Raw genomic sequence first — 24,516 nt, forward strand, 5'->3', positions numbered from 1 at the left:
AATCTCAACAGTTTATTTTACTAAGGTCTTTTATGCAAAAAATCACTATAGCACTTATCGGGCAACCCAATGTGGGTAAAACATCTCTTATTAATTATCTTAGCGGGGCACATCTTAAAGTAGGAAATTTTACAGGTGTTACCATCGAAAAAGCACAAGCAAATCTCACTTACAAGGATACCTTTTTTGAAATTATTGACCTGCCTGGAATCTACGCACTCGAAGACTTCACAATGGAAGAAAAAGTTACTAAAGAATTTTTAGAAACACAACATTATGACATTATCCTAAATGTTGTAGATTCTACAAACCTAGAACGAAATCTTGCTCTCACATCGCAAATTTTAGAACTACATAAAAAAACAGTCATTGCACTTAATATGCATGATGAAGCACAAAAAGAAAATATCCAAATTGATACCGATCTTCTTTCTCATATTCTTGGTGTGCCTTGCATCACAACTTCAGCAACACAAAAAGAAAATCAACAAAAACTTCTTGATCTTATCTTGCGCACCCACCAACAACCCTTCTGCCCTCCAAAAAAATTTTATAGCGCCACAATTCAAAATGAAATTGATGACCTAATTCTATTTTTAAACAATGCGCAATATCAAGAAATTAAGCAATTTATACAAGAGAATAATCCCGACTATACAAATAAAAATATCGCCTTTCTTCTTCTCTCTCAAGATAAAAAAATTTATCATTTTTTGCACGATAAACCCTGTTATTTTGAACTCAATAATTTTTTACAACAAAAATTACAAAATCTCAGAAAAAACACTCAAGAAACTAGTATAAAAAATATTTTTGCCCTCGAAGCTTTCGCTTTTGCAAAAGGTGCATCTCAAGAATGTATCAAACAAAAAAATACAAGTCTACTCAAGACTAAAAAAATAGATGATTTATTTTTAAATAAATATTTAGGAATCCCTATCTTTTTATTTTTTATGTTTATTTTGTTTGAATTAACCTTTTTTATCGGAGGATATTTGCAAGATAGCCTAGAAAATAGCATGAAGATTTTAGGGGAATTTAGTAAAAATTTCATCCCTAATGAAGATCTTGCCTCACTTATTGGTGATGGAATTTTTGGTGGAGTTGGTGCAGTAATTTCATTTTTACCCCTCATTGTAATTTTATATTTTGGTATCTCGCTTTTAGAAGGGACAGGATATATGGCAAGAGTAGCCTTTCTACTAGATGGAATCTTTCATAAATTTGGTCTGCATGGCAAAAGCTTTATTCCTCTTGTCACCGGTTTTGGTTGTAGTGTTCCTGCATATATGGCTACAAGAACTCTCCAAAATAAGAATGAAAAAATGATCACACTTTTTATTATTGGCTTCATGAGTTGTAGCGCAAGATTACCAATTTATGTTTTATTTATCGGGGCATTTTTTCCAGCAAAATATGCAGGACTTATACTTTTTTTTATTTATATTTTTGGTGCAATAATTGCACTATTGATGGCAAAATTTTTAAAACTTAGTATTTTTAAAGGCAGTGATGAGCCATTTGTAATGGAAATGCCAAAGTATCGTTTCCCTAGTTATAAAATCATCTGGTTTAGCATCTATACCAAATCTCTCATGTATCTCAAAAAAGCAGGGACTTTTATACTTTTTGGTTCTGTTTTAATATGGTTTGCATCACAATATCCTAAAAATGAAGTTTTACAAAACACTTATGAAAAAAAGATTAAAGAGGTTATGTCACTTCAAATTCCCCAAGAACAAAAAGAAAAAGAAATCTGGTATTTAGAAAATGAACTTCAAGAACTTTTATTAGAACAGAGTTATTCTGGAAAACTAGGAGCTTTAATCGAACCTATTTTTTCTCCAATGCATTTTGATTGGAGACTTTCTGTATCTCTACTCACAGGATTTGCCGCAAAAGAAGTAGTTGTATCTACACTTGGTGTTTTGTATGCATTAGGAGATTCTCAAGATGAAACTTCTCAAGATTTGCAAAGTGCTATAAAAAACTCCATCTCTATGCCAACTGCGATTGCATTTATTATGTTTATCATCTTCTATATTCCTTGTTTTGCAGCAACTATTACTTTTGGTCGTGAAACTAATGGATTTAAAAGCGTATTTGAGTTGTTTATTTTTACAAGTATAGTTGCTTATATTATTGCTCTTCTAAGCTTTTATGCAACAACTTATATTTTATTTTTTATCTAGTGATTTTTTTTGATAAATCTCTGGGTAAAAACTTTTCCATCTTTTATGAAACCAAAACCAGCTTGAAGGATTCTTTTTAATCATATTTTCTATAACATCAGCTTGTCTTTGTGTACATTCTAAAATATCTTTTTGCATATCTTGAGTATGCATTGCCTTAAAAGGCTCCAAAACACGCACAATATATTTAGAATAGTCCTTATTAAAATCAATCAAAATAGGAACAATAAAAATATCAAATCGTCTTGAAAGTAGTGATGCAATAGTAGTATGTGTTGTCCTTTTTCCAAAAAACTGAACCTCAACACCTTCGGTTTTGGAAATATTTTGATCTACCAAAATCCCTGTGCCTACAACCATATCCTTTGAAGAATAGATTTTAATTAGTTTTTTAAATGCCCCTTTTTTATCAATCAATTTTACACCAAAAATTTCTCGCCTTTTAATAATTAATTGATTAATAAAATTAAAATCTGTCAATCTGCCCAACGAAAAAAAACTATATTCCTCATAATTTCGAACCACTTTTTGCACCCTCAAAGGCATAGCACTACCTAGAGATTCCCAATATCCATAATGAGCAGACACTAAAACTACACTTTTTTTTTCTTGCAAAAAATCAAGCAAATTATCTTCATTTTCAAACTCAAAACGATCAAAATATTTCTTTTGATTAATATAAGGCAACCGCATACTCTCCAAAAGTACAAAAACAAAATTTTTATAACATTGCCTAATAATAGCTATTTTTTCTTGTTTGCTATAATAATCCCCATAAACAAAGTCCAAATTTGCCATCGCATCATAAAAACGCCTTTTATCTACCAAACGCATTAAAAATGCAAAAAAACACACAAAAAAATAAAATAAAATATGAGGCATCTTTGCAAAAATAAACCCTAAAAATACAATCCACCCATTTAAAAAAAAATATATTATTTTCATAATACCCTTTCCATACCCTCTAAAATCAATGATGGTTCTATATGATTAATTGAAAAATCATTTCTATCATAATTTGCTTGCTCATTCCCACTTAATGAGATATTATGTATACCAAAAAGCTCAAAACGCTTAAGAGGTGTATTACCATAAAGCGTAATAGAAGCCTTTTTCATAGCCCATGCAAGATGTGTAATTCCCGTATCTCCACCTATTACCAAATCTACACTATCCACTAAAGCCTTGATTGCATCAAGATTAATTTTTGGCATTATCTTTATTGCAACATCATTTTTGCAAGTTTCAAATATTTCTTTAGCCTTATCAAAATCCTGATAATACAATAGCAAAAATCCCCATTCTCTATTTTTTACAAGCTTTAAAAGTTCAATTATTCTTCTAGTACTATAGCTTTTAGCCTCCAAAGAGGCTTCTAAAAGCAATAAAATATTTTTTTTATCTTGAAATATCTCTTGTTGTATCAATGTTTTTGCCCCTTGTGTATAGCCAAAAATCCTGCTCCTACTCTTTGTTGCATGTTGAAAGAAATTTTCAAAATCCTTGGAAGGTTTTAAGGCTTCAAAAAGAATTTTTGCATTGCGTTTTGTAATAGATTCTTGATAATCAATCTCCACTTTTTGTTGATAAAAAAAACTTGCTAAAGGCTCTTTGATTGATTTTTTATCAAAACCTATAAATTTTTTTGTCTGAAAAAAACTACCAATAAAAGCAGATTTTAGCAACCCCTGCATATCAATTACATAATCATATTCTTTCTTTTTCAATTTACGGTACAGAGAAAATAATGCCCTAAAATTAAGAGTTTTAATATAAGTTTTAAGTGGTATAGCATAAGTTTTAATCAATGGAGAATCTTGTAAAATTCCTGCAAAACGCGAATCTACATACCAATCAATCTCGCAATTCTCAAATATCTCCACAATACAAGAAACAAAACTTGCACTAATGATAATATCACCAAGCGCAGAAAGTCGTATAATTGCAATTCTCATCACATAAACAATACAGAGAGATTTTTAGGACGCGCAATTTTACTAATTTTCTCTCTTGCCAAAAAATTGTTTTCCACACCATAAATTTTAACCTGCTCTTCAAAAACCTTGATTTCACCCTTAAAATCAATAACTCCAAGTATACGAGAAAGACTTAAAATATAACTTAGGATTTGCAAACTTCCTAAATCTGCCTTAATGCCATAGCGTGCAATATCTATATCTTTGGGGAACTTTTTTTCTGAAAACTCTGTCAAAAGGGCAATAACACAACGCTCATAATAAGAAAAACCATAACTTAAAACCTGTTTTACCATATAAGCACCATGTTTATTCATATTATAAAAATTAACTTTAGCACCCATTTCAGATGCAATTGCAGCAATACTTAACAACCGCTTAAAATCTTCCTTGATTCCAAAACTATCCTTAAATAAATCAAAAAGTCTATTTGCAATTGTTTTTATTCTTAAAGTGTAATCATCAAGCAAAAAGCTATCTTTTAAATATTGTAGAGAAGGATTAATATCGCTAGGAAAGCGATGGGAGTGCGTACGCAATAAATCTGCCAAAAAAACCCCTTCTCGTACGCCAACGCCACAAGTTGTAATCATCTTTGTCTTAAACTGCTCTAAAAGCATCAGTAAAATTAAAACGCCTCCCTGAATATTATCTTGTCGTTCCTCACTCACTCCCAAATCTATAAGTTTTTCTTCTTTTGCACACACAATTTTTGTAAAAAAATCTATATATTTTTTTACATTAATTTCAAAACCGTGTAAAACATTTAAATAGTTCTCCTCCTGTTTAGAAATCATTTTTGCAAGTGCACGAATTGTTCCTCCCACGCCAAAAATATTCTCATGCTTAAAAGATGCGGGGATTTTATCTAATTGTTTTTGAATAAAAAATCTAGCCTCCTTTAAATCTAATCTCTTATCAAAAAACAATTCTTTTAATCTAATTGTTCCAAGATCTAAAGAAATCAATTCTTTAATTCTCCCATCTTCAATCAATGCACACTCTGTGCTGCCTCCACCAATATCCACCATAATACCACTTCGATTATGCGAAAGATTTGCACATGCAATAGCACCAAAAAATGCTTCTTTACCACCATCAATCACCTTAACATTAATACCACATTCCTGTGAAGCTTTCTTAATAAAAACTTGGCGATTTGGTGCATCTCGCATAGCACTTGTAGCAATACACAAAATCTTACGACTTTTATAGGTTTTTGCAATATGCATAAAATTAGCCAAAACACTAAGCGTTCTCTGCATAGGGGCTTCTTGCAACATTCCTTTGGCCTCATAACTACCTTCTGATATACGAACTTTAGATTTTAATTCATAAATCAAAGAAAAACCAAAACGACTAGTTTTTTTAAAAACAGCCATTCTAATAGAATTAGAACCTATATCAATAACGGTAGTAATTTTTGCCATCACTCACCCTGATTGAGTTGCTCAAACTTATATTTGAGTTCTTCAATACTTTCTGCATTATCGGGATCTGGAATAATAGAATCTACCGGACACACTGCCACGCAACTTGGCTCATCATAATGCCCTACACACTCTGTGCATAAATCAGGATCAATTACATAAATTGGATCATTTTCTTCAATAGCACTATTTGGACACTCTTCACGACAAGCATCACAAGCAATACACTCTTCATTTATCATTAAAGACATATTCAAACTCCAAAAATCATTTTCTACTTCTCTTAACTTAAAAAGCTCTGCATTTTAATGAATTTTTTTAAACAAAAAATAACCTAACGATAGCACTTCTTAATTAATTCAAAATGTTTTTTAAGTTCTTTATCTTGCCCGACTTGCTCTCTAGGAATATTAGAAAAAGTATTTTGAGCTTGTGAACAATCCCCTAATTTATAATAACCCCACGCTAATGAATCAATATAAGCAATTGCATTAGGAGCAATTTCTAAAGCATTTTTAATCAATTCTATACCTCGCATAATATCTAAATTATATTCCACTAACATATATCCTAGAAAATTATAAAAATATGCATCCTCATTATTTGCATTTTCCTTATTAACTTCACGTTGTACTTTGCGATATTCAATCGCTTGATTGAGATCATTAATTACTTTTTGCAAATCTTCTTTATTAATATTTGCATGATGTTGATAATAATAAATCGCACTCCAAGCCAAAAATTTTGCTTCATTTTTTTGCTCATAAATTTTTCTAGCCTGCTCTGAAGCTTCTTTAAATTTATTTTGTGCTACAAACAAATCTAGTAATAATACATCATCAAAAGGATAAAGCCTTACAATCTCTTCTGCTTTATCAAACTTCTCCTGATTCATTAATACTTGCAAATAATATTTGGCATTTTTAATATTTGGATTTTCTTCATAATGTTTTTTAAAAATCTTATTTGCAATATCATTTTTATCAAATTGCTTAAAAATTTCTATACTCTTGCTACAAAATTCATCACTACACCAATTGTTTTCAAAAAATTTTTGTAACCTCTCAACTACTCTATGGTTTTCATTACGCGTAAAATGAATAGCAAGAATCTTTTTTAACGCTTCTTCATCATTAGAAAATTCATAATATTTTTCCAATAATACCAATGCTTTATGTAGTTGTTTTTGGTTAAGATATAATGTACCCAAAATATTATCAAGCATAGGACTTTCTTCTTGCTGTATAATAGATTCTAAAAGTATTATGGCTTTTTGTATTTCGCCCTTTTTAATATAGCTATCCGCGATAATTTTACTTGTAGGCAAATCTTTCGTATCTTTTGTGGTATTTTGATATAACAAAGCAAATTGTAATGCGCTACCTAGATCACCACTACCTGCATCAATAATCGCCAATTCTCTTGCATAATAGATATTTTTAGTTTTTTCGTAAAGATCGGCATAAATCCCTCTTGCTTTCTTAAATTCCGCATTACTCAATGCATCAGCACCAAGAAAAATCTGCAAGTCCTCATTAATTTGTGCAAACAATGGAATAATAATTAAAAAAATCCTAAGAATATTTTTTATCAACTTTTATCCCTATGCATTGTTGTAGTAATTCTTGAAAATTCTCTTCATTTTTATAGATATCCCAAAAAGGAAAGGTTTTGCACTGATTGGGTCTTACATCATAAATACCACACTTTTTAGTCTCAGTGTCAAAAAAAATACAGGCATAACCATCAAGATATCTCTTTTCAATTAAAGAAAAATTATAACCTACCTTTTTAACATATTTTTGTGTAAATTCATTAAATGAAATTTTTAAAAATTCACAAATTTTCTGCAACTCTGCAATAGAGCAAAAGATATAACCACTTTCACCTGTGCAACACTTCCCCCCACAAGATGCACAAGCACTATTATCAAATGAATATTTAAAATCACTCACCACTAACCCTTGTGTATAATTAGAAATTATACAACATAGTTAGCACTCCTCTTGTAATTTGCATATCACCAAGCATCTGTGAAACCACAAAATCTACGCTAAAGTTTTTAGTAAATTGGTAAGCAATCTTTGGAGAAATTTCAAACATATCAGCATCTCTAGTATGATTTGTTTTACCAACTACAATTCCCCCTCTGTCTGCAGTAGTACCGGCAATTTTATCACTCCCTTTTTTCATATATCCTATTCTATTATGCCCACCAATATATACAAAATCAAGCCCGATTTTAAACTTATTAATTTTATAACTATGCGTTGTATACGCAAGTATCAAATCCGTATCTTTAATTCCACCTGTGCCTGTCCAACCTACACCCATCATACCTCCAGCAAGTACAGCATTCCACAATACACCACCATACTTGAAAGCCCCTTTATTATCAAGCATCGCACCATATCCCTCTCCAAAGCTTCCTAAATACCCCACATCACCACTATAATCTTTATAATTGAATCCGAGTCTTAGATTATACACACCTCTATTTTTAGCATATTCTACATTTTTTCCAAGCCCATGAATACGAGTAGTGAAATACCCATCAAGTATTGGGCTTTTACTATAAAAATCAGGGGTTTTAAACATTTCTGTATACCCTATTTGCCCCATTACATCAAGTTTAAAATCACCGAATGAAAATGTATACCCCAAATCACCAAAAATCATTGCATCAAAAAGCTTGTTTGCATAGGCATAATAAAATGTTCCATGCAAATCTTTTACACCTACAGAACCAAAATCTCCACTCCAACCAGCAATCAAAAGATTATTTCCCACACCTTGAAATGCATAAATACTCTTTGTAGCACCACTTGGCGATACATCAGGGATTGCAGAGTTTGTTGTCTGCAACATCAAATTATCTGTCATCCAAGAATCATACAAGGAAATATAAAATTTCATTCCTTCGATACTTTTATTTTCAAGAGATGCACCAATCCCTCTATCACCATATGCAGAAGTTGCATTTAATGGGGTATTAATTTCCATAATCCCTAACTTAATTGTTGTTTTTTCTTTATCAAATTTTTTTGTGACATACATTTTAGAAACACTAAACCAATCAAGCTGATTATTAAATTTAAATCCTCTACTTCCACCAATAGAATCATCTGTTGCATTTCCATCTGGTGCTGCAGAGCCTGTAGAGAAAAATATACCTCCTGTAAAGCTAAAACCTGCTACATCTCCCGAGGTAACCTCTGGTTTAAAAAGAATTTGATATCCTCTACCATATCCATCTTCACCTTCTGTATGTGTATATTTTACTCTACCAAATCCATCAACTGTTGCATTTTCAACAAAATCTTTCAAGCTACCCGCTTCTAATCCCATAAGCCCCAAACTTATCAAAGCAGTCGCCATTCTTGATGTTTTCATCTACTCTCCTTATTTTATTTTATAATGACACATGCCTTGATTATTACTATTTTTTTATAAAAAAAAACTTAAATCACAAAAAAATAAAGATTTTGTTATGGGCTTTGTATATTTTTTTCTTATTTTAGAAAAATAATTAACTTTTTTTTAAATTTTAAAAAAAATCTATCGTAGATCTTTTATTCTGCATTACAAATTTTACCTCTAATCCCTTTTTTTGCTTTTTAATAACAAATGGTACTATTACCCTTAGATTCATCGGAGCATCTTTTGTAGCATCAAAAAAATTCTGTATAGATTGCAAATCTTTAGCAATCACTTTAATTTCAAAATCTGTTTTAAGCAATCCTGCTTCTTCATCTAGTATGCTTTGCTTTTGCACGACCTTAGCTTCCATAAAAAAATGACTTAAAAAGTTTTTAATATTCTCAACTTCAATTTGATAATGCAAAGTATCTAAAAGTTTTTTATTTTGATTAATAAATAAGGAATATGCACCTTGCACACTATTAAATCTATTATTTACAATATTTAAAACAGCACGATTTTTGTTTTCTTCACTGATAGTAATTTTATATTCCTTAATCATAGGCAAAAGCAAATAATTTATTCCCATAGCAACCAAACATACAAAAATAAAACTAAACAAAAGATTCTTAACTACAAGTTCAGAATCTAAATTTACAAACCATTGTCGCACTTCTTTTTCATTTGCCATTACTCTGCTTCACCTTTTCAATCCATTTTATTTGTAGTTAATAAATCCTGCGTATGACTCTGTGATACAAACTCATACCATCCATTTGAAAGCATATAAAATGTTACTTCGCTCCGTCCAAAAATTGCACTTAATGGATTTTGTAATAAATATCTAAAAACCTCTTTAGATGGTGTCACTCCCTTAATGATAAGAGATTTATTGTTAATTTGCATATAACTAATTGTGATTTGATCAGGAATAAGATTTAACAAATTGATAATTCCGTCTTTAACGACAGAATTATCAATGTCATCAGATTTAATAATACTTAATTCAAATTCCGCCCGCTTGTGTCGTTCACTAATCTTAGCAATCTCTTTATCAAAAAATACCTTTTTTTTCTCCTCATTAACACTTTTGTTGCCAATAGAACTAATCTGTATCTTTAACACCACAAAAAAACCAACCATAATCCCTACACTCAAAACTATATAAAATAACCATATTTTGACAATTTTTCCTAAAATATGTTTAGTCTGTGCAGAAGTAAAACTATATTTCATATCATAATCCAAATTCAACTTGAATTATTGCAAGCAACTCTTGCATCAAATCAAATTGCTCCTTTTTAATATCCATCAAAGTGGTATCGGCAATATATTTTAACCCCTCATTAGAAATCCCAACATTATCTAAAATAACAATCTCTTCAACAAATTTTTCCTCATAGAGATCATTACTATAAAATTCATTAAGCGAGTTTTGAATGATTCCTGCCACAATAGATGCCTGATTCATATCTTGAATTGTCTGCTCCACCTCTTCTTCTTCCTTATTTTCATTAAAAAAGTCAAAATCTTCAAAATCTTCAAAATCTTCCAATTCCTCCATGATATCAAAAGTATTTTCTAATAAATCATTAGCATATTTTACCTCTTCTTGAGCTTGAGAAATTTCACTTTCAATCATAAAATATCCCGCAAAATATACCTCATCACAATTAGCAATCAAAATTGCAATATTACTTTTTTCATAAAGAATATAAAGTCTTGATTTAGAATCGAGTTCTTTTTTAATCGCAAGATAAGTAATTACAAAAGGGGAAAAAATATAATCTACTCCGCCAAAGCGATCAAGCTGCTTTTGAATCTCCTCAATTTCATTTTTTTTAATATAGGCATTCCAATTATCAAATTTTAAAACTTTACACTCTCTAATATTTACACCATTGCTTTCTAAAATCTCTGGTCTTTGGGGATTATACACACCTTGATTATAGGTCTTTGCCATCACACCTATATAAGAAAAAGGATAGCGTCTTTTATAATTTTTAATAAACTTAATCAACTCAAAAGGAAGCTGTCCTTCTAAAATTTTAAATTCTTTGCTAAAATCTTCAACAATCCTCCCTTCCTTGAGGCGTAGAACTTTTACATAGCAAATATTTCCATCAATATTAATTGCTATAAAAGTATTGGAAAACAATGAGCGCAAAATCTTATTAAAACCAAACATCACTATCTTCTTTTACAAAAACTATAAAATTTTATCATAAAGCCTGCATTTTTTCATAAATTTTTATTTTCGCGTCATCAACACTCCATTCCTTTTTTAAAACAAAAGGATCCATTAGATAATAATCAATTTTGCTAAAAGGCTTTGGAATCTCAAATCTATCCCAAGTATTCAATCTCCAACACTTATGTGGTCGTACCCTAAAAACACTTAAAGGAGTTTGAGTTTTTTGTCCCATCGCAACAACACCATCTGCAATGCTGTGATAAGGTCCCTTAGGTCCATCTGGAGTAATTCCTGTATCCCATCCATTTCTTAAATATTTAAAAGATTCTTTTAAAACTTTTACTCCTCCACGATTTACTCCATCATAATTTGTGGAACCACGGATTGTTTTAAAACCAAAATAACTATAAAGACGCACCATCAACTCCCCATCAAAATGTTTGCTTGAAATTACAAAAATTTTTGGTTTTTTTCTTAATTTTAAATATGCAAAAGGAAGCATTAAAAATTCTCCATGCCAAAATGTTGCAATACAGTTTGTCTCTTCAAGTTTTTTAGAAATATAAAACCTATTCCGACATGTTAAATAAAGTATCCACAACAATACCCATACCAGTCTTGGTAAAAAAAATAAAAGAATATTACGCTTTAACTGCTTTGCTTTTTCCAATCAGACTGCCTCCATCTGTCGCCACAATTTCCACTTCTGCAAAGCTTCCTATATCTAAAAATTCCCCTTGAATTTTTATTAATCTGCCATTATCACTACGCCCCTCAGAAAACACCTCTACAGGAGATTGCTTATTATTTTCCACTAAAATTGTATAAGTTTTTCCTAGTTCTTTTTTTGCATCTTCTTTTAAAATTTCTTTATGGCGATTTTGTAATATCGCCAATCTTTTTGAGGCTACTTCTTTATCCACTTCTTTTTCTCGTCCCCAACTTGCAGATTCTGTATATGGACGAGGGGAATATACAAAACTGTACATTGTATCAAATCGTACCGCCTCAAGAACATCCATAGTATCCTGAAAATCTGCATCACTCTCAGTGGGAAAACCCACAATAATATCTGTACTAATCCCCACATCAGGCACTAAAGATCTTAATTTTTTAATACGATTTAAATACCACTCCTTAGTATATCCGCGACGCATCGCACGAAGAATTTGCGTAGACCCACTCTGTAAGGGAATATGGATTGATTTGCATACTTTTTTGTTGCGTGCAAACTCCTCTAAAAATGTATCATCCATATGTAAAGGATGAGGTGAAGTGAAACGGATTCTATGTAAGCCTTCAATTTTTTCTAACTCTCTTAATAATCCAGCAAAATCAATTTTTTCATGAGGGATAGAAAATCGTGACCCATAATTATTGACATTTTGTCCTAAAAGCATAATCTCTTTAACTCCACTTGCAACAAGCTTATTTGCTTCCTTTAAAAGCAAATCAAGAGGAATAGAAATTTCCTTGCCTCTAGTGTGTGGCACGATACAATAAGCACATTTTTTATCACAACCAATTGAAATATTTAATAAGGCTTTAATTCCAGTATTTTTTATAACATCAAATACATAAGTGCTATCATCATAATCAATACTAACTTCTACAGCTTTAGGCTTATGTAATACTTCAGTAATTTTTGAGACATTTCTTGCCCCTAATACAAAATCTACACTCGGGGCTCTTTTTATAATCTGCTCTCCCATATGACTAGCTGTACAGCCACATACGCCAATTTTAGCACCCACTTTTTTAATCTTTGCAAATTGTCCAATTTCAGAAAATAATTTTCTCTCAGGCTTTTCTCTTACACTGCAAGTGTTAATCAAAATTAAATCTGCATCTTTTGCATCATTTGTTAATTCATAACCCTCTTTTTTCTGCAATTCAGAAATCATATGTTCACTATCACGCGTATTCATCGCGCAACCCAAAGTTTCAATATAAAGCTTCATTTACTTTTTTATCTCAAATCGCAATCAAATAATGTGTAACTCATAAACGAAATCTTTTTCATCCAACCCATAAGACACCTTGCTAAGTTTTGCAAAACGATTTTTATCAATAAAGTTCTGCATCACTTTTTGCAAATCTTTTTCCTTGTTTTCTTGCGCAAAATAAAAAAATTTTTCACTTTGTGCTGCTTTTATAATCTCTTCCAAAGTAATCGTATTTGATTCTACATTATGATCAATTTTTGCTAACTTTAACTCCATAAAAACTCCTACTTCTTGACTAAATTTTATAATTATACCATCGTGATTCTAAAAAAGTAAATTTTCTTTTAAAAATCACTTGTCCTTGAAAACTTTATAATACCCTTTTGCAATATTTTTTTGTTCCACTCTACTTAATACCAAGTCCCCTATATTACAATCCTTATTAACCGTGCTTCCCGCGCCAATTAATACTTCAGAATCAATTTTCACCGGTGCAATAATTTGGCTATCACTCCCCACAAATACATTTTCACCAATCCAAGTTTTATGCTTATTTTTTCCATCATAATTGCAAGTAATCACCCCTGCGCCAATATTACTTCCCTTTTTAATTTCACAATCTCCCAAATAACTCAAATGTCCTGCTTTTACTCCTTCTAAATCCCCTGCCTTTACCTCCACAAAATTACCAATATGGCTATCCCTAATTACACTTTTTGGGCGGATGTGTGCCAATGGCCCTATATCACTATTTTTAATTATACTTTCTTCAATTACACTATGAGATTTAATCACACTTTCTTCAATTACACTTTTACCAATAATCCTCACTCCCTCTTGCAATTCACACTCCCCAACAAATTCTACATCCTCTTCCAAGTAAATTGTATGAGGCAAATGCATAATTACACCATTTAACATTGCCTTTTTCCTTAATCTTTGCAACATAATTTCTTGTGCATTACAAAGATCTAGCTTAGAATTTACCCCCATAAAACTCTCTACATCACCCATAAAAACCTTAATCTCTACACCTTTTTGCACACCTTTTTGTACAATATCAGTAAGATAGTATTCTTGTTGCGCATTTTGATTTTCCAAAGCTGGAATAAATTCTTGTAGTAATTTTTTATCTACCACATAAATTCCTGCATTAACTTTTTTGATTTTTTTTTCGACCTGCGTACAATCTTTTTCTTCAACAATCCCCTTCACACAATCCCCATCCATTAAAATCCTACCATATCCGCTAGGATCTTGCAATTCTAATATTCCTAAGACCATCGGCGCATTTACTCTCAAAAGATTTTCCAAAATATCTACATAAATTAAAGGCATATCCCCATTTAAAATTAAAATACGATTATATTTTGTATCCAAAAGCTTCTTACTTCCTTGTTGCATTAAAGCTCCACCAGTGCCCGCAAAATTCTGTAAATCCTGCAAGTGAAAATGTAAATTATCAAAATCTTGTTTCAATCTTTCCTCAATCATTGCAGCTTGATGCGACAATACAACATGCACATCATCACTAACCTTCAATGCTTCTCTAATAATATAAAAAAGCATAGGCTTTCCACAAATTTTATGTAAAACTTTTGGCAAAGCAGAATGCATTCTTGTACCTTTTCCTGCAGCCATAATCACAATTGAAGTTCGCATACCAATCCTTAAAAAGAAATATTTCCTTGCTGATATAAATAATAAAGTTTATTAACATATTCTTCATATAAACTTTGTGTATCAATCATCTCACAAAGCTCTTTTGGTAAATAACTACCATCACTTTGTAATTCATAAGCATTTATATCATCTCTTAGCTGGATAAGCAAGATATCTAAAATTTTTTGATACAAATTTTTTTGCGTAATTGGAATTAAAATCTCCACACGCCTTTCAAGATTTCGTGGCATCAAATCTGCACTTGAAAAATAAATATATTCTTGATGCGCACAATAATAGATTCTTGCATGTTCAAGATATTTTCCCACCAAAGAAATCACTTTAATATTTTCACTCATTCCTTTAATATTTGGCACTAAGCAACAAATCCCGCGTATAATTAGCCAAATTTTTACACCAGCATTTGATGCTTCATAAAGCTTTTTAATTATATCACTATCTACAAGAGCATTGGCTTTAAAAATAATCTTTCCCTCACTTCCATAAACCATCTCCTCATCAATCATTGATAAAATTTTATTTTTAATTTGTGTCGGAGCAATATTTAAATATTCCAACGTTGTTCTATAAGAAGTGCCTGTAGATAATGCATGAAAAAGTCTTATTGCATCATTTGCAATTTTTGGATTCGCAGTAAAATAGCTCAAATCTGTATAAATTTTTGCAGAAACAGGATTATAATTTCCACTACTTAAATGCACATAACCTTTAAGCTGATTATCTTCTTGACGCACCACTAAGGTAATTTTTGCATGAACCTTTAATCTAGGTACTCCATAAATTACATGTACTCCTGCCTTTTCTAAAGCCATTGCCCAATGCAAATTATTCTCTTCATCAAAGCGAGCTTTTAATTCCACTAAAACGGTTACTTGCTTACTTTCTGCCGCACGAATAAGAGCCTCTATAATCGGAGAATCCTTACCCACACGATAAAGTGTCATTCTAATAGATATGACCTCAGGATCTAAGCTTGCTTGATGAATAAAATTTACCACTCCCTCAAAACTTTCGTAAGGATGGAACAAAACAACATCTTGTTTAGAAATAGTTTTAAAAATACAATCTTTAAAATTCAATGGAGGTAAAACCTTGGGAGTAAAAGGTTTTTTGGAAAGATGAGCAAACTCTTTTTTATTAGCAATCTCCCACAAGCTACCTACATGCAACAATATTGTATATAAAAATATATCCTCTTTATGTACACCTACTTGATACTGGATAAAATCTTGCAATTCTTGAGATTGTATTTTTTTTTCAAACTCTAACCTTACAACTCTTCCTTTTTCTCTAGCCTTTAAACCTTCGCTCAAAAGCTCTATAAAGTCATCTGCTTCTTCTTCTTCAATTTCAATATCTGCGTTTCTAGTAATGCGAAAAAGTAGAGTATCTAACACCTCAAACCCATTAAACAAACTAGGCAAAAATGCATCAACAATACTCTCAATATTAACATACACTCCTTTTTTTAGCATTACAAAACGCTCAATTGCTCTAGGAATCCGCACAATTCCATACATTCTCTCACCATTTTCTTTATCTTTTAATAAAGTCACAATACTTACACTAAGATTATATAAATGTGGTAATGGATTTTTAAAATCCATTACCACAGGCACAACAATTACATACAAATGCTTGTAAAAATATTCCTTGGCATATTCTTTCAATGTATCATCTAATTCTTGATATGAATAAATCCCAAGTCCCTCTGCTTTTAATTGTGCACAAATTTTAAAATACAATGCCTCAAATTCTTTCTTCTCTTTCCGCAAATACATATCAATGAAATCTAGCTGTTTTTTTACACTTAAACCGTCTACCCCCGCCTTAACAATACCATTAGCATAAAGATTTTTTAGTCCCGCAACCCGAATCATATAAAACTCATCAAGATTTGTTCCATAGATTGCTAAAAATTTCAATCTCTCTAAAAGTGGTTTTTTTTCATCTCTTGCCTGATCAAGCACTCTAGAATTAAATTGCAACCACGATAATTCACGATTAAAAAAAACTGCCTTATCTTTCATTTAAAACTCTCAACAAGATTCCCAATCAAAAGATTAAATCCGTCTACCAAAATAAAAATAAGAATCTTAAAAGGCAAAGAAATCATAACAGGTGGCAACATCATCATCCCCATCGCCATAAGAATTGAACTTACAACCATATCTATAACCAAAAATGGCAAGTATAGTAAAAAACCAATTTGAAATGCAGTTTTTAGCTCACTGATCATAAAAGCTGGAATAAGAGCTATCAGGGAAACTTGTTGTGGAGTTTCTGGATTGGGTAAATTTCTAATTCTATAAAATAATGCAATATCTTTTTCTCTAGTATTCTTTAACATAAATTCCTTAAAAGGCTCTACTCCTTTTTCAAAGGCTACTTCATAAGAAATTTTATTATCCAAATATGGCACGACTGCTTCATTATAAGATTTTTTAACTACAGGCTCCATAATAAAAAAAGTCAATACCATTGCCAAAGAAACAAGAATTTGTGTAGGAGGAGATTGCTGTGTTCCTAATGCAGTTCTCAAAAAAGAAAAAACAATTACAAGACGAGTAAAACTTGTCATTACAAGCACTAAAGAAGGTGCCAAAACCAGTAAAGTTAAAACAACTACTACATTTAAGGTAGTCACAAGTTGTTTTGGCGTATCAGGTGCACTCAAAGAAAGATTAATTGTAGGGATTGTAGGATTTGCGGCAAACACAAAAGAACAAGTCAAACATAAAAACACCCAAAATAACTTATTTGTTTTCAAAAACTCACCCTTTGTCTATTAAGTAAATACATTGTTTTAGCATCTCTTATTCTAAAAATATTTGGTAATTTATTTTTCTTCTTTACTACCTCATTTTATATTTAAGACACTCCAAAATTCCGAAATAATAACACATTTTTGTAAAATACAAAAAAATTCATATATTGCTATAATTTATAAAAAAATCTTGATAAAAAAATGAAATATTTTTATACAAAAAAAGGAAAAAAATGCAGAAACTACTCTCCTTGCTACCAAAAATAGACAATATTTTAAAACATAAGGATTTCGCACATTATAATCCCGTGCTTCTTAAACAAATAGCAAAAGAAATCTTACAAGATATTCGCAAAAAAATCTTACAAAAAACTATCGCGACTACCCCTAGACAAGAAGAAATCTTTTCTTGTATCCAAAAAAAATATCATCAAATTACTACTCCATCTTTTCAGCCTCTCATCAATGCCACAGGAATTGTCTTGCAAACAAATTTGGGAAGAAGTATTTTTTCTCCTTCTATTATTCACAAATCTCTACCTTTGCTTAGCGAGTATAATAACTTAGAATATGATCTCATGAAAGGTGAAAGAGGTGAACGATATACACATGTAAAAGAAATTATTTGTGCACTTTTTGAATGTGAAGATGCGCTTGTTGTTAATAATAATGCGGCCGCTGTAATGCTCATTATCAATACGTTTGCTAAAGAAAAAGAGGTGGTAATTTCTCGTGGAGAACTCGTAGAAATTGGAGGAAGTTTTAGAATCCCTGAGGTTATCAAACAATCAGGAGCTAAATTAATTGAGGTAGGCGCTACCAATAAAACGCATCTAAAAGACTATCAAAATGCCATCAATGAAGAAACCACTATGCTTTTAAAAGTACACCAAAGCAATTTTTCTCAGACTGGCTTTGTGCAGCATGTAGACTTCAAAGAGATTAAGGAACTAGCACAAAAACATAATATTATTGACTATTATGATGTAGGAAGTGGATATATCAAAGGAATTTCTTGCAATGAACCTTCCTTAATTGAAATTGCAAAACTTTCCCCATCTCTTGTGAGCTTTAGTGGTGATAAACTTCTAGGTGGACCTCAAGCAGGAATTATTTTTGGTAAAACACACTTAATTGAAAAACTCAAAAAAAATCATTTATTGCGCGCATTGCGTATTGATAAAATTAGTCTAATTTTCTTACAAGAAACACTTCTTGCATATCTTCATAACTCCCTACAAGAAATCCCTACAATAGCATTGCTAAATCAAGATACAAAAGAAATTTTACAAAAAGCTAAAGATCTCTTAGAGCTTCTTAAAAATCTTAAAAATTTCTCCACACAAATTATACCTACCACCTCAAAAGCTGGGGGTGGTAGCCTTCCAGATATGATTTTTGATTCTTATGCAATAGCACTACAACACAATCACAAAAATGTACAAAACCTTAGTGTCAAACTACGATTGCAAGGTCTTATAGCAAGAATCAAAAATAACCAAATTTTGCTTGATTTACGATGTATTAATCAAGAACATTTTGCAAAAATACAAAATATTTTAAAAGATCTTGATTAAATTAATAAATCTCTGTCCCAATCCCACCGCTTGTAAAAAGCTCTAAAAGCAAAGAATGTTTGATTCTGCCATCAATAATATGAGCTTTTTGTACATTATTTTTTGTGCATTCAAAGCAAGATTGCAATTTAGGTATCATTCCACCCGTGATAACATTTTCTTTTTTTAAAGTTTCAAAAAGTTCCTTATCAAGTGTTGGAATTAGTTTACTATTTTGATCGAGCACTCCTTTAATATCTGTCAAGAAAATAATCTTTGATGCATTTATTGCTTTAGCTATTTCACAAGCCACATAATCTGCATTAATATTAAATCCTTCATGTTTTAAACTCTCTCCATATGCAATTGGTGCAATCACTGGCACAAAACCACCATCTAAAAGCAAATATATAAGGCTAGGGTCCACTTTTGTAATTTTGCCTGTATAATTTCCACTTTCACTTACCGCACCAAACAAGTGCCCATCTTTGCCACTAATCCCCACAGCCCTCGCTCCATTTGTATTAAGAAAATCGCAAAGCTCTTTATTAATATTTCCACTCAAAACCATTTCAACAACAGGCATTGCCTCTTGACTTGTTACACGTACACCATCAACAAACTCACTAGCAATCTCTAAACGATCTAGCATTTCATTGATACTTCTACCACCTCCATGCACAATCACCACTTTAATTCCCAATAAATGCAACAAAGCAATATCTTTCGCAAAACTAAGCTTTAAATCGGGATTAATTTGTGCAGCACCACCATATTTAATCACCATAACTTGATTTTGAAACTGCCGTATAAAAGGAAGAGAATCTAATAAAATATTAATAATATTGCTAGAATTCACAAACCATCTCCAAGGAATAAAATATTTTTAAATTATACAAAAATTACATTGTAAAATACAAAACTAGTCTATCAACCCAAACTTACAAAATAATCTTCTCGTATTTTTAAATTAAACCTTAATTACAAAAATTCAATATTTTTTTACCTTAGGTAACTTTTTTACCTTTTTTATTAAAAATTGCAAAAATTATTTTATATATTTTCAAGGAAAATAATACAATAGAGGAACTTATTCTTGGAGGAGCAATAATGAAAATTATATGTTTGGATGCAAAAACCCTAGGTGATGTAAATCTAGATTCTTTAAAAGAATATGGAGAGTTTATCTCCTACCCCACAACCTCTACACAAGAGATTTATGAAAGAATCCAAGATGCTACGATAGTTCTCACAAATAAAGTTCCTTTAAAAAAAGAAATTTTACAACAATGCCCGCATTTAAAACTTATCGCGATCATGGCAACAGGAATGGATATTGTTGATGTTGCCTATGCACAAGAACAAGGAATCGTAGTAAAAAATGTTGCGGGATATTCTACAAAAAGTGTTGCACAACATACGCTAGTTTTAGCCTTAAATCTTTTATCAAATCTTTCATACTATGATACTTATTGCAAAAGTGGAGACTGGACAAAAAGTGATATTTTTACCCATGTTCAAGATGGATTAGCACAACTTGATTCTAAACAATGGGGGATTATAGGGCTAGGAAGCATTGGCAAAGAGGTAGCAAAATTAGCAGAAGCTTTTGGTGCACAAATCTCTTATGCCTCTATTAGTCAAAATAAACAAGATACCCATTATACTTATAAAGATCTTGACACATTACTTAAAACCTCAGATATTATTTCTATCCATTCTCCTCTAACAACTCAAACAAAAGATTTGCTTAATGCCAAAAAACTTGCTCTACTCAAAGATAAGGCTGTGCTTATCAATGTAGGACGCGGAGGAATTGTCAATGAAGAAGATATAGCAAAAGAACTTCTAATGCGTGAAATTTATTTTGGTACAGATGTCTTAGAAAAAGAACCTATGCAAAAAAATCACCCTTTTTTAAACCCCTTATTGCATAAAAAAATCATTATTACTCCTCACATTGCTTGGGCTTATGAAAATTCAAAGAATATTTTAGTGCAAAAGACTTTACAAAATGTTAAAGACTTTCTACAGGAATAACAAATTCCTTTTTTTGTTATAATGTGACGTAATTTTGTAATTTTGAGGAATTTAATGAAACTGAAAAAGGCGTTTTTTTCTGAAACAAAGCGTTATGTCACCGGTGTTATTTTAATTGCAATTTTGGCATCATGCATCTTAATAGATATTATTTTAGATAATGTTATTTTTACATGGATTATACTTGGTGTTTCTTTTTTACTCGGTTTTAAAGAAGCTCTAAGACTTTTTGAATGTAAAGAATCTTATGTCCCCTATCTTTGCCTTGCAATTGTTTTATGGTGCTATACGTTCTTTTTCGAAACTTCTATAGAATCTGCATTGTTTTTTACAATGATTTTGGCTGGAATTCTTGCCTATAAACAGAAAATTACCCCCAAAGCTATTTTAGCTTTCATTTACCCCACCATACCTTTTATCATCCTTTTTACTCTTTATAGAGATTTTGGAGTTTTCATTATTGTATGGCTTATTCTTATTATTGCAATATGTGATAGTGCTGCATATTTTGGAGGAAGAATATTTGGCAAAACACCACTAAGTCCCACAAGTCCCAAAAAAACAATAGAAGGCGTAATTATAGGAACTCTTTTTTCTGTTGTTACGGGGGGAATTTTTGGCACATATTTCCTTAACTATAATTTATTTTTTGCATTTTTTATCAGTCTTATCATAGCAATTTCTGGCATACTAGGTGACTTATTTGAAAGTTATCTCAAACGTAAAGCCAATCTCAAGGATAGTGGCAATATTCTTCCAGGACACGGCGGAATCCTTGATCGTTTTGATGCTATTTTATTTGGTGCGGTTACCATGCACTACATTCTACCTTCTTTTTTACCTAACAAATCTAATAGTTTATTTTTACTTGGGAATCTTTAATGATTTTATTAGGCAGCACAGGATCTATTGGTACACAAACTCTAAAAATTGCAAAAGCCTTTAATTTGCAAGTTGAGGTGCTTTGTGCAGGAAAAAATATATCCCTACTCAATCAACAAATCCAAACCTTTGATCCAAAAATTGTTGTAATTGCCGATAAAAATGATCTCCCCAAACTTCAAGCAAAAAATTGTAAAGTTTTATTTGGTATGGATGGAATCTTAGAAGCAATTAGAAACTCTCAATCTTCACTTGTAGTCAATGCTCTTGTTGGTTTATCAGGATTACGCCCTAGTCTTTATGCAAAAACATATCAAAAAACCCTCGCACTTGCCAATAAGGAAAGCTTAGTTAGTGGAGGATGGCTCTTTGATGATTATCCCATCATTCCAATAGATAGCGAACATTTTGGAATCTGGTATCTTTTAAATAATCGCCCCATAAAAGAACTTGTTATCACTGCAAGTGGTGGGGCTTTTAGAGATATGACTCTAGATTTAATCTATCAACAAACAAAAGAAAATGCACTTAAGCATCCCAACTGGAAAATGGGACATAAAATCACGATTGATTCTGCTACCATGGTCAACAAACTTTTTGAACTTCTTGAAACAAAATGGCTTTTTAACACCTCTAGAGTTTCTGCCATTATTGAAAAAAGCTCAAGTGTCCATGCATTAATACATTTTATAGATGGTTCAATGACTGCACACTTTTCTCTGCCTGATATGGCACTACCTATTGCCTATGCCCTAGACCCCAAAAAAGCTACACAAGAAAACATTATTCCCTCATTTCCACTAGAAAAACTAAAAAATTTACATTTTGAATCTATTGATATCCAAAGATATCCTATTTGGCAAATCAAGCAAGAATTACTCAACAATCCAAAACTCGGAGCAATCCTTAATAGCGCAAATGATATTTTAGTACATGCATTTTTGGAGAATAAAATTCTCTTTGGACAAATCGCAGAGAATCTTCTTAAAATTATCGAGAAATTCTACAATCACACTCAAAATCTCAATGATATTGATTCTATTTTTTCTCTACATCAAGAAATTAAACAACAAATTACTAAAACATTGGATCTATAATGAAACTAAAAACTATCTTTCTCTACTTATGCACTTTTATTTTTGCAAAAGATTTTAGTATAGAATTTACAGAATATAGCAAGTTTGGTTTCAATCATAGTCCAATCGACTATGCCAAAGGCACTTATCCTACAGAAAGTTTTGGAACAATTTATAGTGCAATCAATTACAACAAAATACTTGATAACGGCTTTAGTTTTGGTGCAAGTTTTGCATTTGGAGGATTGATTTTTGATGACACAAAAAACAATCCTGACACAAAAGGTGGATTAGCTTATAAATATGTAGGCTACAATAGTGGATTTTTAGGTAATATCAAGGCTACCCCAAGCAATACTCAAAATTATTTTATAAAAGATCTTTATTTTGGATATAAAAACGATTCCTTTAGTATCCAGGTGGGGCGTTTCCTCCTAAAAAGTACGGAATGGCTCACTGGAAGACATGCAGCTATAGAAATGCATTATAAAAAAGGAATTACTGATAATTACATCACAGTTAGTGAAAAAAAATCAAGTTATGGGGGTAAGTGGCTAAAAACATATCGCTTTATCAATGGCACCAAAATGCCAGCCGTGATCCTAGGTAGCAAAATCACACCAAAAAATTTTCTCATTCATACTTATTTACAATTCCAACTCACTCGCTATATCGCTCCAGGAATCCACCTAGGATATAAAAAAAATATTTCTCAAAAACTTAGTAGCCATACAGATTTTTATATATTAGCACCTTTTCATTTCCAAGAAGGAAGAGACAAACTCTCTAGCTATGATACAGGAGATGCTCCCATTATAGGAATGATTGACCCTAAAAGCCCTTATTTATACGGCTATCAAGGTAGAAAAGTAGGAAAAGGGGGCGTGGTTCTTACCCTCAAACAAAGCTTTGATATTTCTTCAGAAACTATGGGGAAACACAATCTTGGTTTCCAACTATATGGCACAATAAATAATCCCAATGCCTTTGTAGGAAACAATGGAAACCCCATTGGAATTGATGCTAAAGATAATACAATCTATGATCGTGGTACAGCAAATAATGGACTTTTTGACCCTGATTCTTTCAGTGCAATTTTTTTCTGGGCTAAAAAAGGAGAAAAATATACTATTAAAATTCTCAATCGCACAACTACATCAAGAAGAGTTTTTGAAGAAAGTCTTTCTATTGGTACTACTTATAATATTGCCAAAAACCTCAATATTGGTATCAATTTAACTATTTTTGAAGTCTATACCCATAAAAATTATAAAATCTATAAAACATATTTGCAACATTCACGCTGGGATGATCGTAGTTTTATTTCCACCTACATCACACATAGTTTTTAATA

23 protein-coding genes are annotated in these 24,516 nt (G+C 31.4%); 6 read left to right on the forward strand and 17 right to left on the reverse strand.

The genetic code is table 11. The features are described from left to right. The first annotated feature begins 32 nt into the window (after positions 1-32). Positions 33-2,192, forward strand: a complete 2,160-nt coding sequence (gene feoB, locus LW133_RS06110; protein WP_233077527.1) for a ferrous iron transport protein B — start codon at positions 33-35, stop codon at positions 2,190-2,192. Here the strand turns inward: feoB and LW133_RS06115 are convergent. From LW133_RS06115 to fliP, 16 genes are all read right to left on the reverse strand, one after another. Further along, entirely contained in the window at positions 2,178-3,137 is a 960-nt protein-coding gene (locus tag LW133_RS06115) for a lipid A biosynthesis lauroyl acyltransferase (RefSeq protein WP_233077528.1), read from the reverse strand. The genes feoB and LW133_RS06115 overlap by 15 nt on opposite strands. Further along, positions 3,134-4,147: a lipopolysaccharide heptosyltransferase I gene (waaC, locus tag LW133_RS06120; protein ID WP_233077529.1), complete on the reverse strand. Its 1,014-nt coding sequence runs from the start codon at positions 4,145-4,147 to the stop codon at positions 3,134-3,136. Before waaC ends, LW133_RS06115 begins: the two co-directional genes overlap by 4 nt. Then, positions 4,147-5,598, reverse strand: a complete 1,452-nt coding sequence (locus tag LW133_RS06125; protein WP_233077530.1) for a Ppx/GppA phosphatase family protein — start codon at positions 5,596-5,598, stop codon at positions 4,147-4,149. The genes waaC and LW133_RS06125 overlap by 1 nt, the downstream gene beginning before the upstream one ends. Next, positions 5,598-5,849, reverse strand: a complete 252-nt coding sequence (locus LW133_RS06130; RefSeq protein ID WP_233077531.1) for a YfhL family 4Fe-4S dicluster ferredoxin — start codon at positions 5,847-5,849, stop codon at positions 5,598-5,600. Before LW133_RS06130 ends, LW133_RS06125 begins: the two co-directional genes overlap by 1 nt. 83 nt (positions 5,850-5,932) lie before the next feature. Beyond that, positions 5,933-7,192, reverse strand: coding sequence for a tetratricopeptide repeat protein (locus LW133_RS06135; RefSeq protein ID WP_233077532.1), 1,260 nt, complete (start codon positions 7,190-7,192; stop codon positions 5,933-5,935). Then, positions 7,173-7,553 carry a YkgJ family cysteine cluster protein gene (locus LW133_RS06140; protein ID WP_233077533.1) on the reverse strand — a complete coding sequence of 127 codons (381 nt, stop codon included), beginning with the start codon at positions 7,551-7,553 and terminating at the stop codon, positions 7,173-7,175. The genes LW133_RS06135 and LW133_RS06140 overlap by 20 nt, the downstream gene beginning before the upstream one ends. 19 nt (positions 7,554-7,572) lie before the next feature. Continuing rightward, complete coding sequence (locus tag LW133_RS06145; RefSeq protein ID WP_233077534.1) at positions 7,573-8,991, reverse strand: OprD family porin; 1,419 nt, start codon at positions 8,989-8,991, stop codon at positions 7,573-7,575. 154 nt (positions 8,992-9,145) lie between these two features. Further along, entirely contained in the window at positions 9,146-9,709 is a 564-nt protein-coding gene (locus LW133_RS06150; protein WP_233077535.1) for a hypothetical protein, read from the reverse strand. 17 nt (positions 9,710-9,726) lie between these two features. Beyond that, positions 9,727-10,254, reverse strand: coding sequence for a hypothetical protein (locus LW133_RS06155; protein WP_233077536.1), 528 nt, complete (start codon positions 10,252-10,254; stop codon positions 9,727-9,729). Between the two features lies 1 nt (position 10,255). Further along, positions 10,256-11,209 carry a hypothetical protein gene (locus LW133_RS06160; RefSeq protein WP_233077537.1) on the reverse strand — a complete coding sequence of 318 codons (954 nt, stop codon included), beginning with the start codon at positions 11,207-11,209 and terminating at the stop codon, positions 10,256-10,258. Positions 11,210-11,240: 31 nt separating this feature from the next. Then, positions 11,241-11,882: a lysophospholipid acyltransferase family protein gene (locus LW133_RS06165; protein WP_233077538.1), complete on the reverse strand. Its 642-nt coding sequence runs from the start codon at positions 11,880-11,882 to the stop codon at positions 11,241-11,243. After that, positions 11,854-13,173, reverse strand: coding sequence for a tRNA (N6-isopentenyl adenosine(37)-C2)-methylthiotransferase MiaB (gene miaB, locus LW133_RS06170; RefSeq protein ID WP_233077539.1), 1,320 nt, complete (start codon positions 13,171-13,173; stop codon positions 11,854-11,856). Before miaB ends, LW133_RS06165 begins: the two co-directional genes overlap by 29 nt. A 24-nt stretch (positions 13,174-13,197) precedes the next feature. After that, positions 13,198-13,434, reverse strand: coding sequence for an HP0268 family nuclease (locus LW133_RS06175; RefSeq protein WP_233077540.1), 237 nt, complete (start codon positions 13,432-13,434; stop codon positions 13,198-13,200). A gap of 75 nt (positions 13,435-13,509) precedes the next feature. Beyond that, entirely contained in the window at positions 13,510-14,820 is a 1,311-nt protein-coding gene (gene glmU / locus LW133_RS06180) for a bifunctional UDP-N-acetylglucosamine diphosphorylase/glucosamine-1-phosphate N-acetyltransferase GlmU (RefSeq protein WP_233077541.1), read from the reverse strand. 8 nt (positions 14,821-14,828) lie between these two features. Continuing rightward, positions 14,829-16,871: a polyphosphate kinase 1 gene (gene ppk1, locus LW133_RS06185; protein ID WP_233077542.1), complete on the reverse strand. Its 2,043-nt coding sequence runs from the start codon at positions 16,869-16,871 to the stop codon at positions 14,829-14,831. Next, positions 16,868-17,611, reverse strand: coding sequence for a flagellar type III secretion system pore protein FliP (fliP, locus tag LW133_RS06190; RefSeq protein ID WP_408610466.1), 744 nt, complete (start codon positions 17,609-17,611; stop codon positions 16,868-16,870). Before fliP ends, ppk1 begins: the two co-directional genes overlap by 4 nt. 230 nt (positions 17,612-17,841) lie before the next feature. Between fliP and selA the strand changes: the two genes are divergently transcribed. Next, the gene (selA, locus tag LW133_RS06195) at positions 17,842-19,185 is read left to right on the forward strand and encodes an L-seryl-tRNA(Sec) selenium transferase (protein ID WP_233077543.1); all 1,344 of its coding nucleotides are present in this window, start codon (positions 17,842-17,844) and stop codon (positions 19,183-19,185) included. 1 nt (position 19,186) lies between these two features. Here the strand turns inward: selA and argB are convergent, their stop codons facing one another. After that, the gene (gene argB / locus LW133_RS06200; protein ID WP_233077627.1) at positions 19,187-20,005 is read right to left on the reverse strand and encodes an acetylglutamate kinase; all 819 of its coding nucleotides are present in this window, start codon (positions 20,003-20,005) and stop codon (positions 19,187-19,189) included. 269 nt (positions 20,006-20,274) lie between these two features. Here argB and LW133_RS06205 point away from each other — a divergent pair, with 269 nt between their 5' ends. The 4 genes from LW133_RS06205 to LW133_RS06220 are packed head-to-tail and all read left to right on the forward strand — an operon-like array spanning position 20,275 to position 24,514. Beyond that, positions 20,275-21,204, forward strand: a complete 930-nt coding sequence (locus tag LW133_RS06205) for a D-2-hydroxyacid dehydrogenase (protein WP_233077544.1) — start codon at positions 20,275-20,277, stop codon at positions 21,202-21,204. 54 nt (positions 21,205-21,258) lie between these two features. Continuing rightward, complete coding sequence (locus tag LW133_RS06210) at positions 21,259-22,086, forward strand: phosphatidate cytidylyltransferase (protein WP_233077545.1); 828 nt, start codon at positions 21,259-21,261, stop codon at positions 22,084-22,086. Continuing rightward, positions 22,086-23,183 carry a 1-deoxy-D-xylulose-5-phosphate reductoisomerase gene (gene dxr / locus LW133_RS06215; RefSeq protein WP_233077546.1) on the forward strand — a complete coding sequence of 366 codons (1,098 nt, stop codon included), beginning with the start codon at positions 22,086-22,088 and terminating at the stop codon, positions 23,181-23,183. The genes LW133_RS06210 and dxr overlap by 1 nt, the downstream gene beginning before the upstream one ends. Beyond that, positions 23,183-24,514 carry an outer membrane family protein gene (locus LW133_RS06220; protein WP_233077547.1) on the forward strand — a complete coding sequence of 444 codons (1,332 nt, stop codon included), beginning with the start codon at positions 23,183-23,185 and terminating at the stop codon, positions 24,512-24,514. The genes dxr and LW133_RS06220 overlap by 1 nt, the downstream gene beginning before the upstream one ends. Positions 24,515-24,516 lie beyond the last annotated feature (2 nt).

Source organism: Helicobacter anatolicus, from assembly GCF_021300615.1.
Taxonomy (GTDB): domain Bacteria; phylum Campylobacterota; class Campylobacteria; order Campylobacterales; family Helicobacteraceae; genus Helicobacter_H; species Helicobacter_H anatolicus.

Excerpts from the sequence above, each read along its gene's own strand:
- feoB (WP_233077527.1), top strand. The coding sequence starts at position 33 with ATGCAAAAAATCACTATAGCACTTATCGGGCAACCCAATGTGGGTAAA.
- LW133_RS06115 (WP_233077528.1), bottom strand. The coding sequence starts at position 3,137 with ATGAAAATAATATATTTTTTTTTAAATGGGTGGATTGTATTTTTAGGG.
- waaC (WP_233077529.1), bottom strand. The coding sequence starts at position 4,147 with ATGAGAATTGCAATTATACGACTTTCTGCGCTTGGTGATATTATCATT.
- LW133_RS06125 (WP_233077530.1), bottom strand. The coding sequence starts at position 5,598 with ATGGCAAAAATTACTACCGTTATTGATATAGGTTCTAATTCTATTAGA.
- LW133_RS06130 (WP_233077531.1), bottom strand. The coding sequence starts at position 5,849 with ATGTCTTTAATGATAAATGAAGAGTGTATTGCTTGTGATGCTTGTCGT.
- LW133_RS06145 (WP_233077534.1), bottom strand. The coding sequence starts at position 8,991 with ATGAAAACATCAAGAATGGCGACTGCTTTGATAAGTTTGGGGCTTATG.
- LW133_RS06150 (WP_233077535.1), bottom strand. The coding sequence starts at position 9,709 with ATGGCAAATGAAAAAGAAGTGCGACAATGGTTTGTAAATTTAGATTCT.
- LW133_RS06155 (WP_233077536.1), bottom strand. The coding sequence starts at position 10,254 with ATGAAATATAGTTTTACTTCTGCACAGACTAAACATATTTTAGGAAAA.
- miaB (WP_233077539.1), bottom strand. The coding sequence starts at position 13,173 with ATGAAGCTTTATATTGAAACTTTGGGTTGCGCGATGAATACGCGTGAT.
- LW133_RS06175 (WP_233077540.1), bottom strand. The coding sequence starts at position 13,434 with ATGGAGTTAAAGTTAGCAAAAATTGATCATAATGTAGAATCAAATACG.
- glmU (WP_233077541.1), bottom strand. The coding sequence starts at position 14,820 with ATGCGAACTTCAATTGTGATTATGGCTGCAGGAAAAGGTACAAGAATG.
- ppk1 (WP_233077542.1), bottom strand. The coding sequence starts at position 16,871 with ATGAAAGATAAGGCAGTTTTTTTTAATCGTGAATTATCGTGGTTGCAA.
- selA (WP_233077543.1), top strand. The coding sequence starts at position 17,842 with ATGCAGAAACTACTCTCCTTGCTACCAAAAATAGACAATATTTTAAAA.
- LW133_RS06205 (WP_233077544.1), top strand. The coding sequence starts at position 20,275 with ATGAAAATTATATGTTTGGATGCAAAAACCCTAGGTGATGTAAATCTA.
- LW133_RS06210 (WP_233077545.1), top strand. The coding sequence starts at position 21,259 with ATGAAACTGAAAAAGGCGTTTTTTTCTGAAACAAAGCGTTATGTCACC.
- dxr (WP_233077546.1), top strand. The coding sequence starts at position 22,086 with ATGATTTTATTAGGCAGCACAGGATCTATTGGTACACAAACTCTAAAA.
- LW133_RS06220 (WP_233077547.1), top strand. The coding sequence starts at position 23,183 with ATGAAACTAAAAACTATCTTTCTCTACTTATGCACTTTTATTTTTGCA.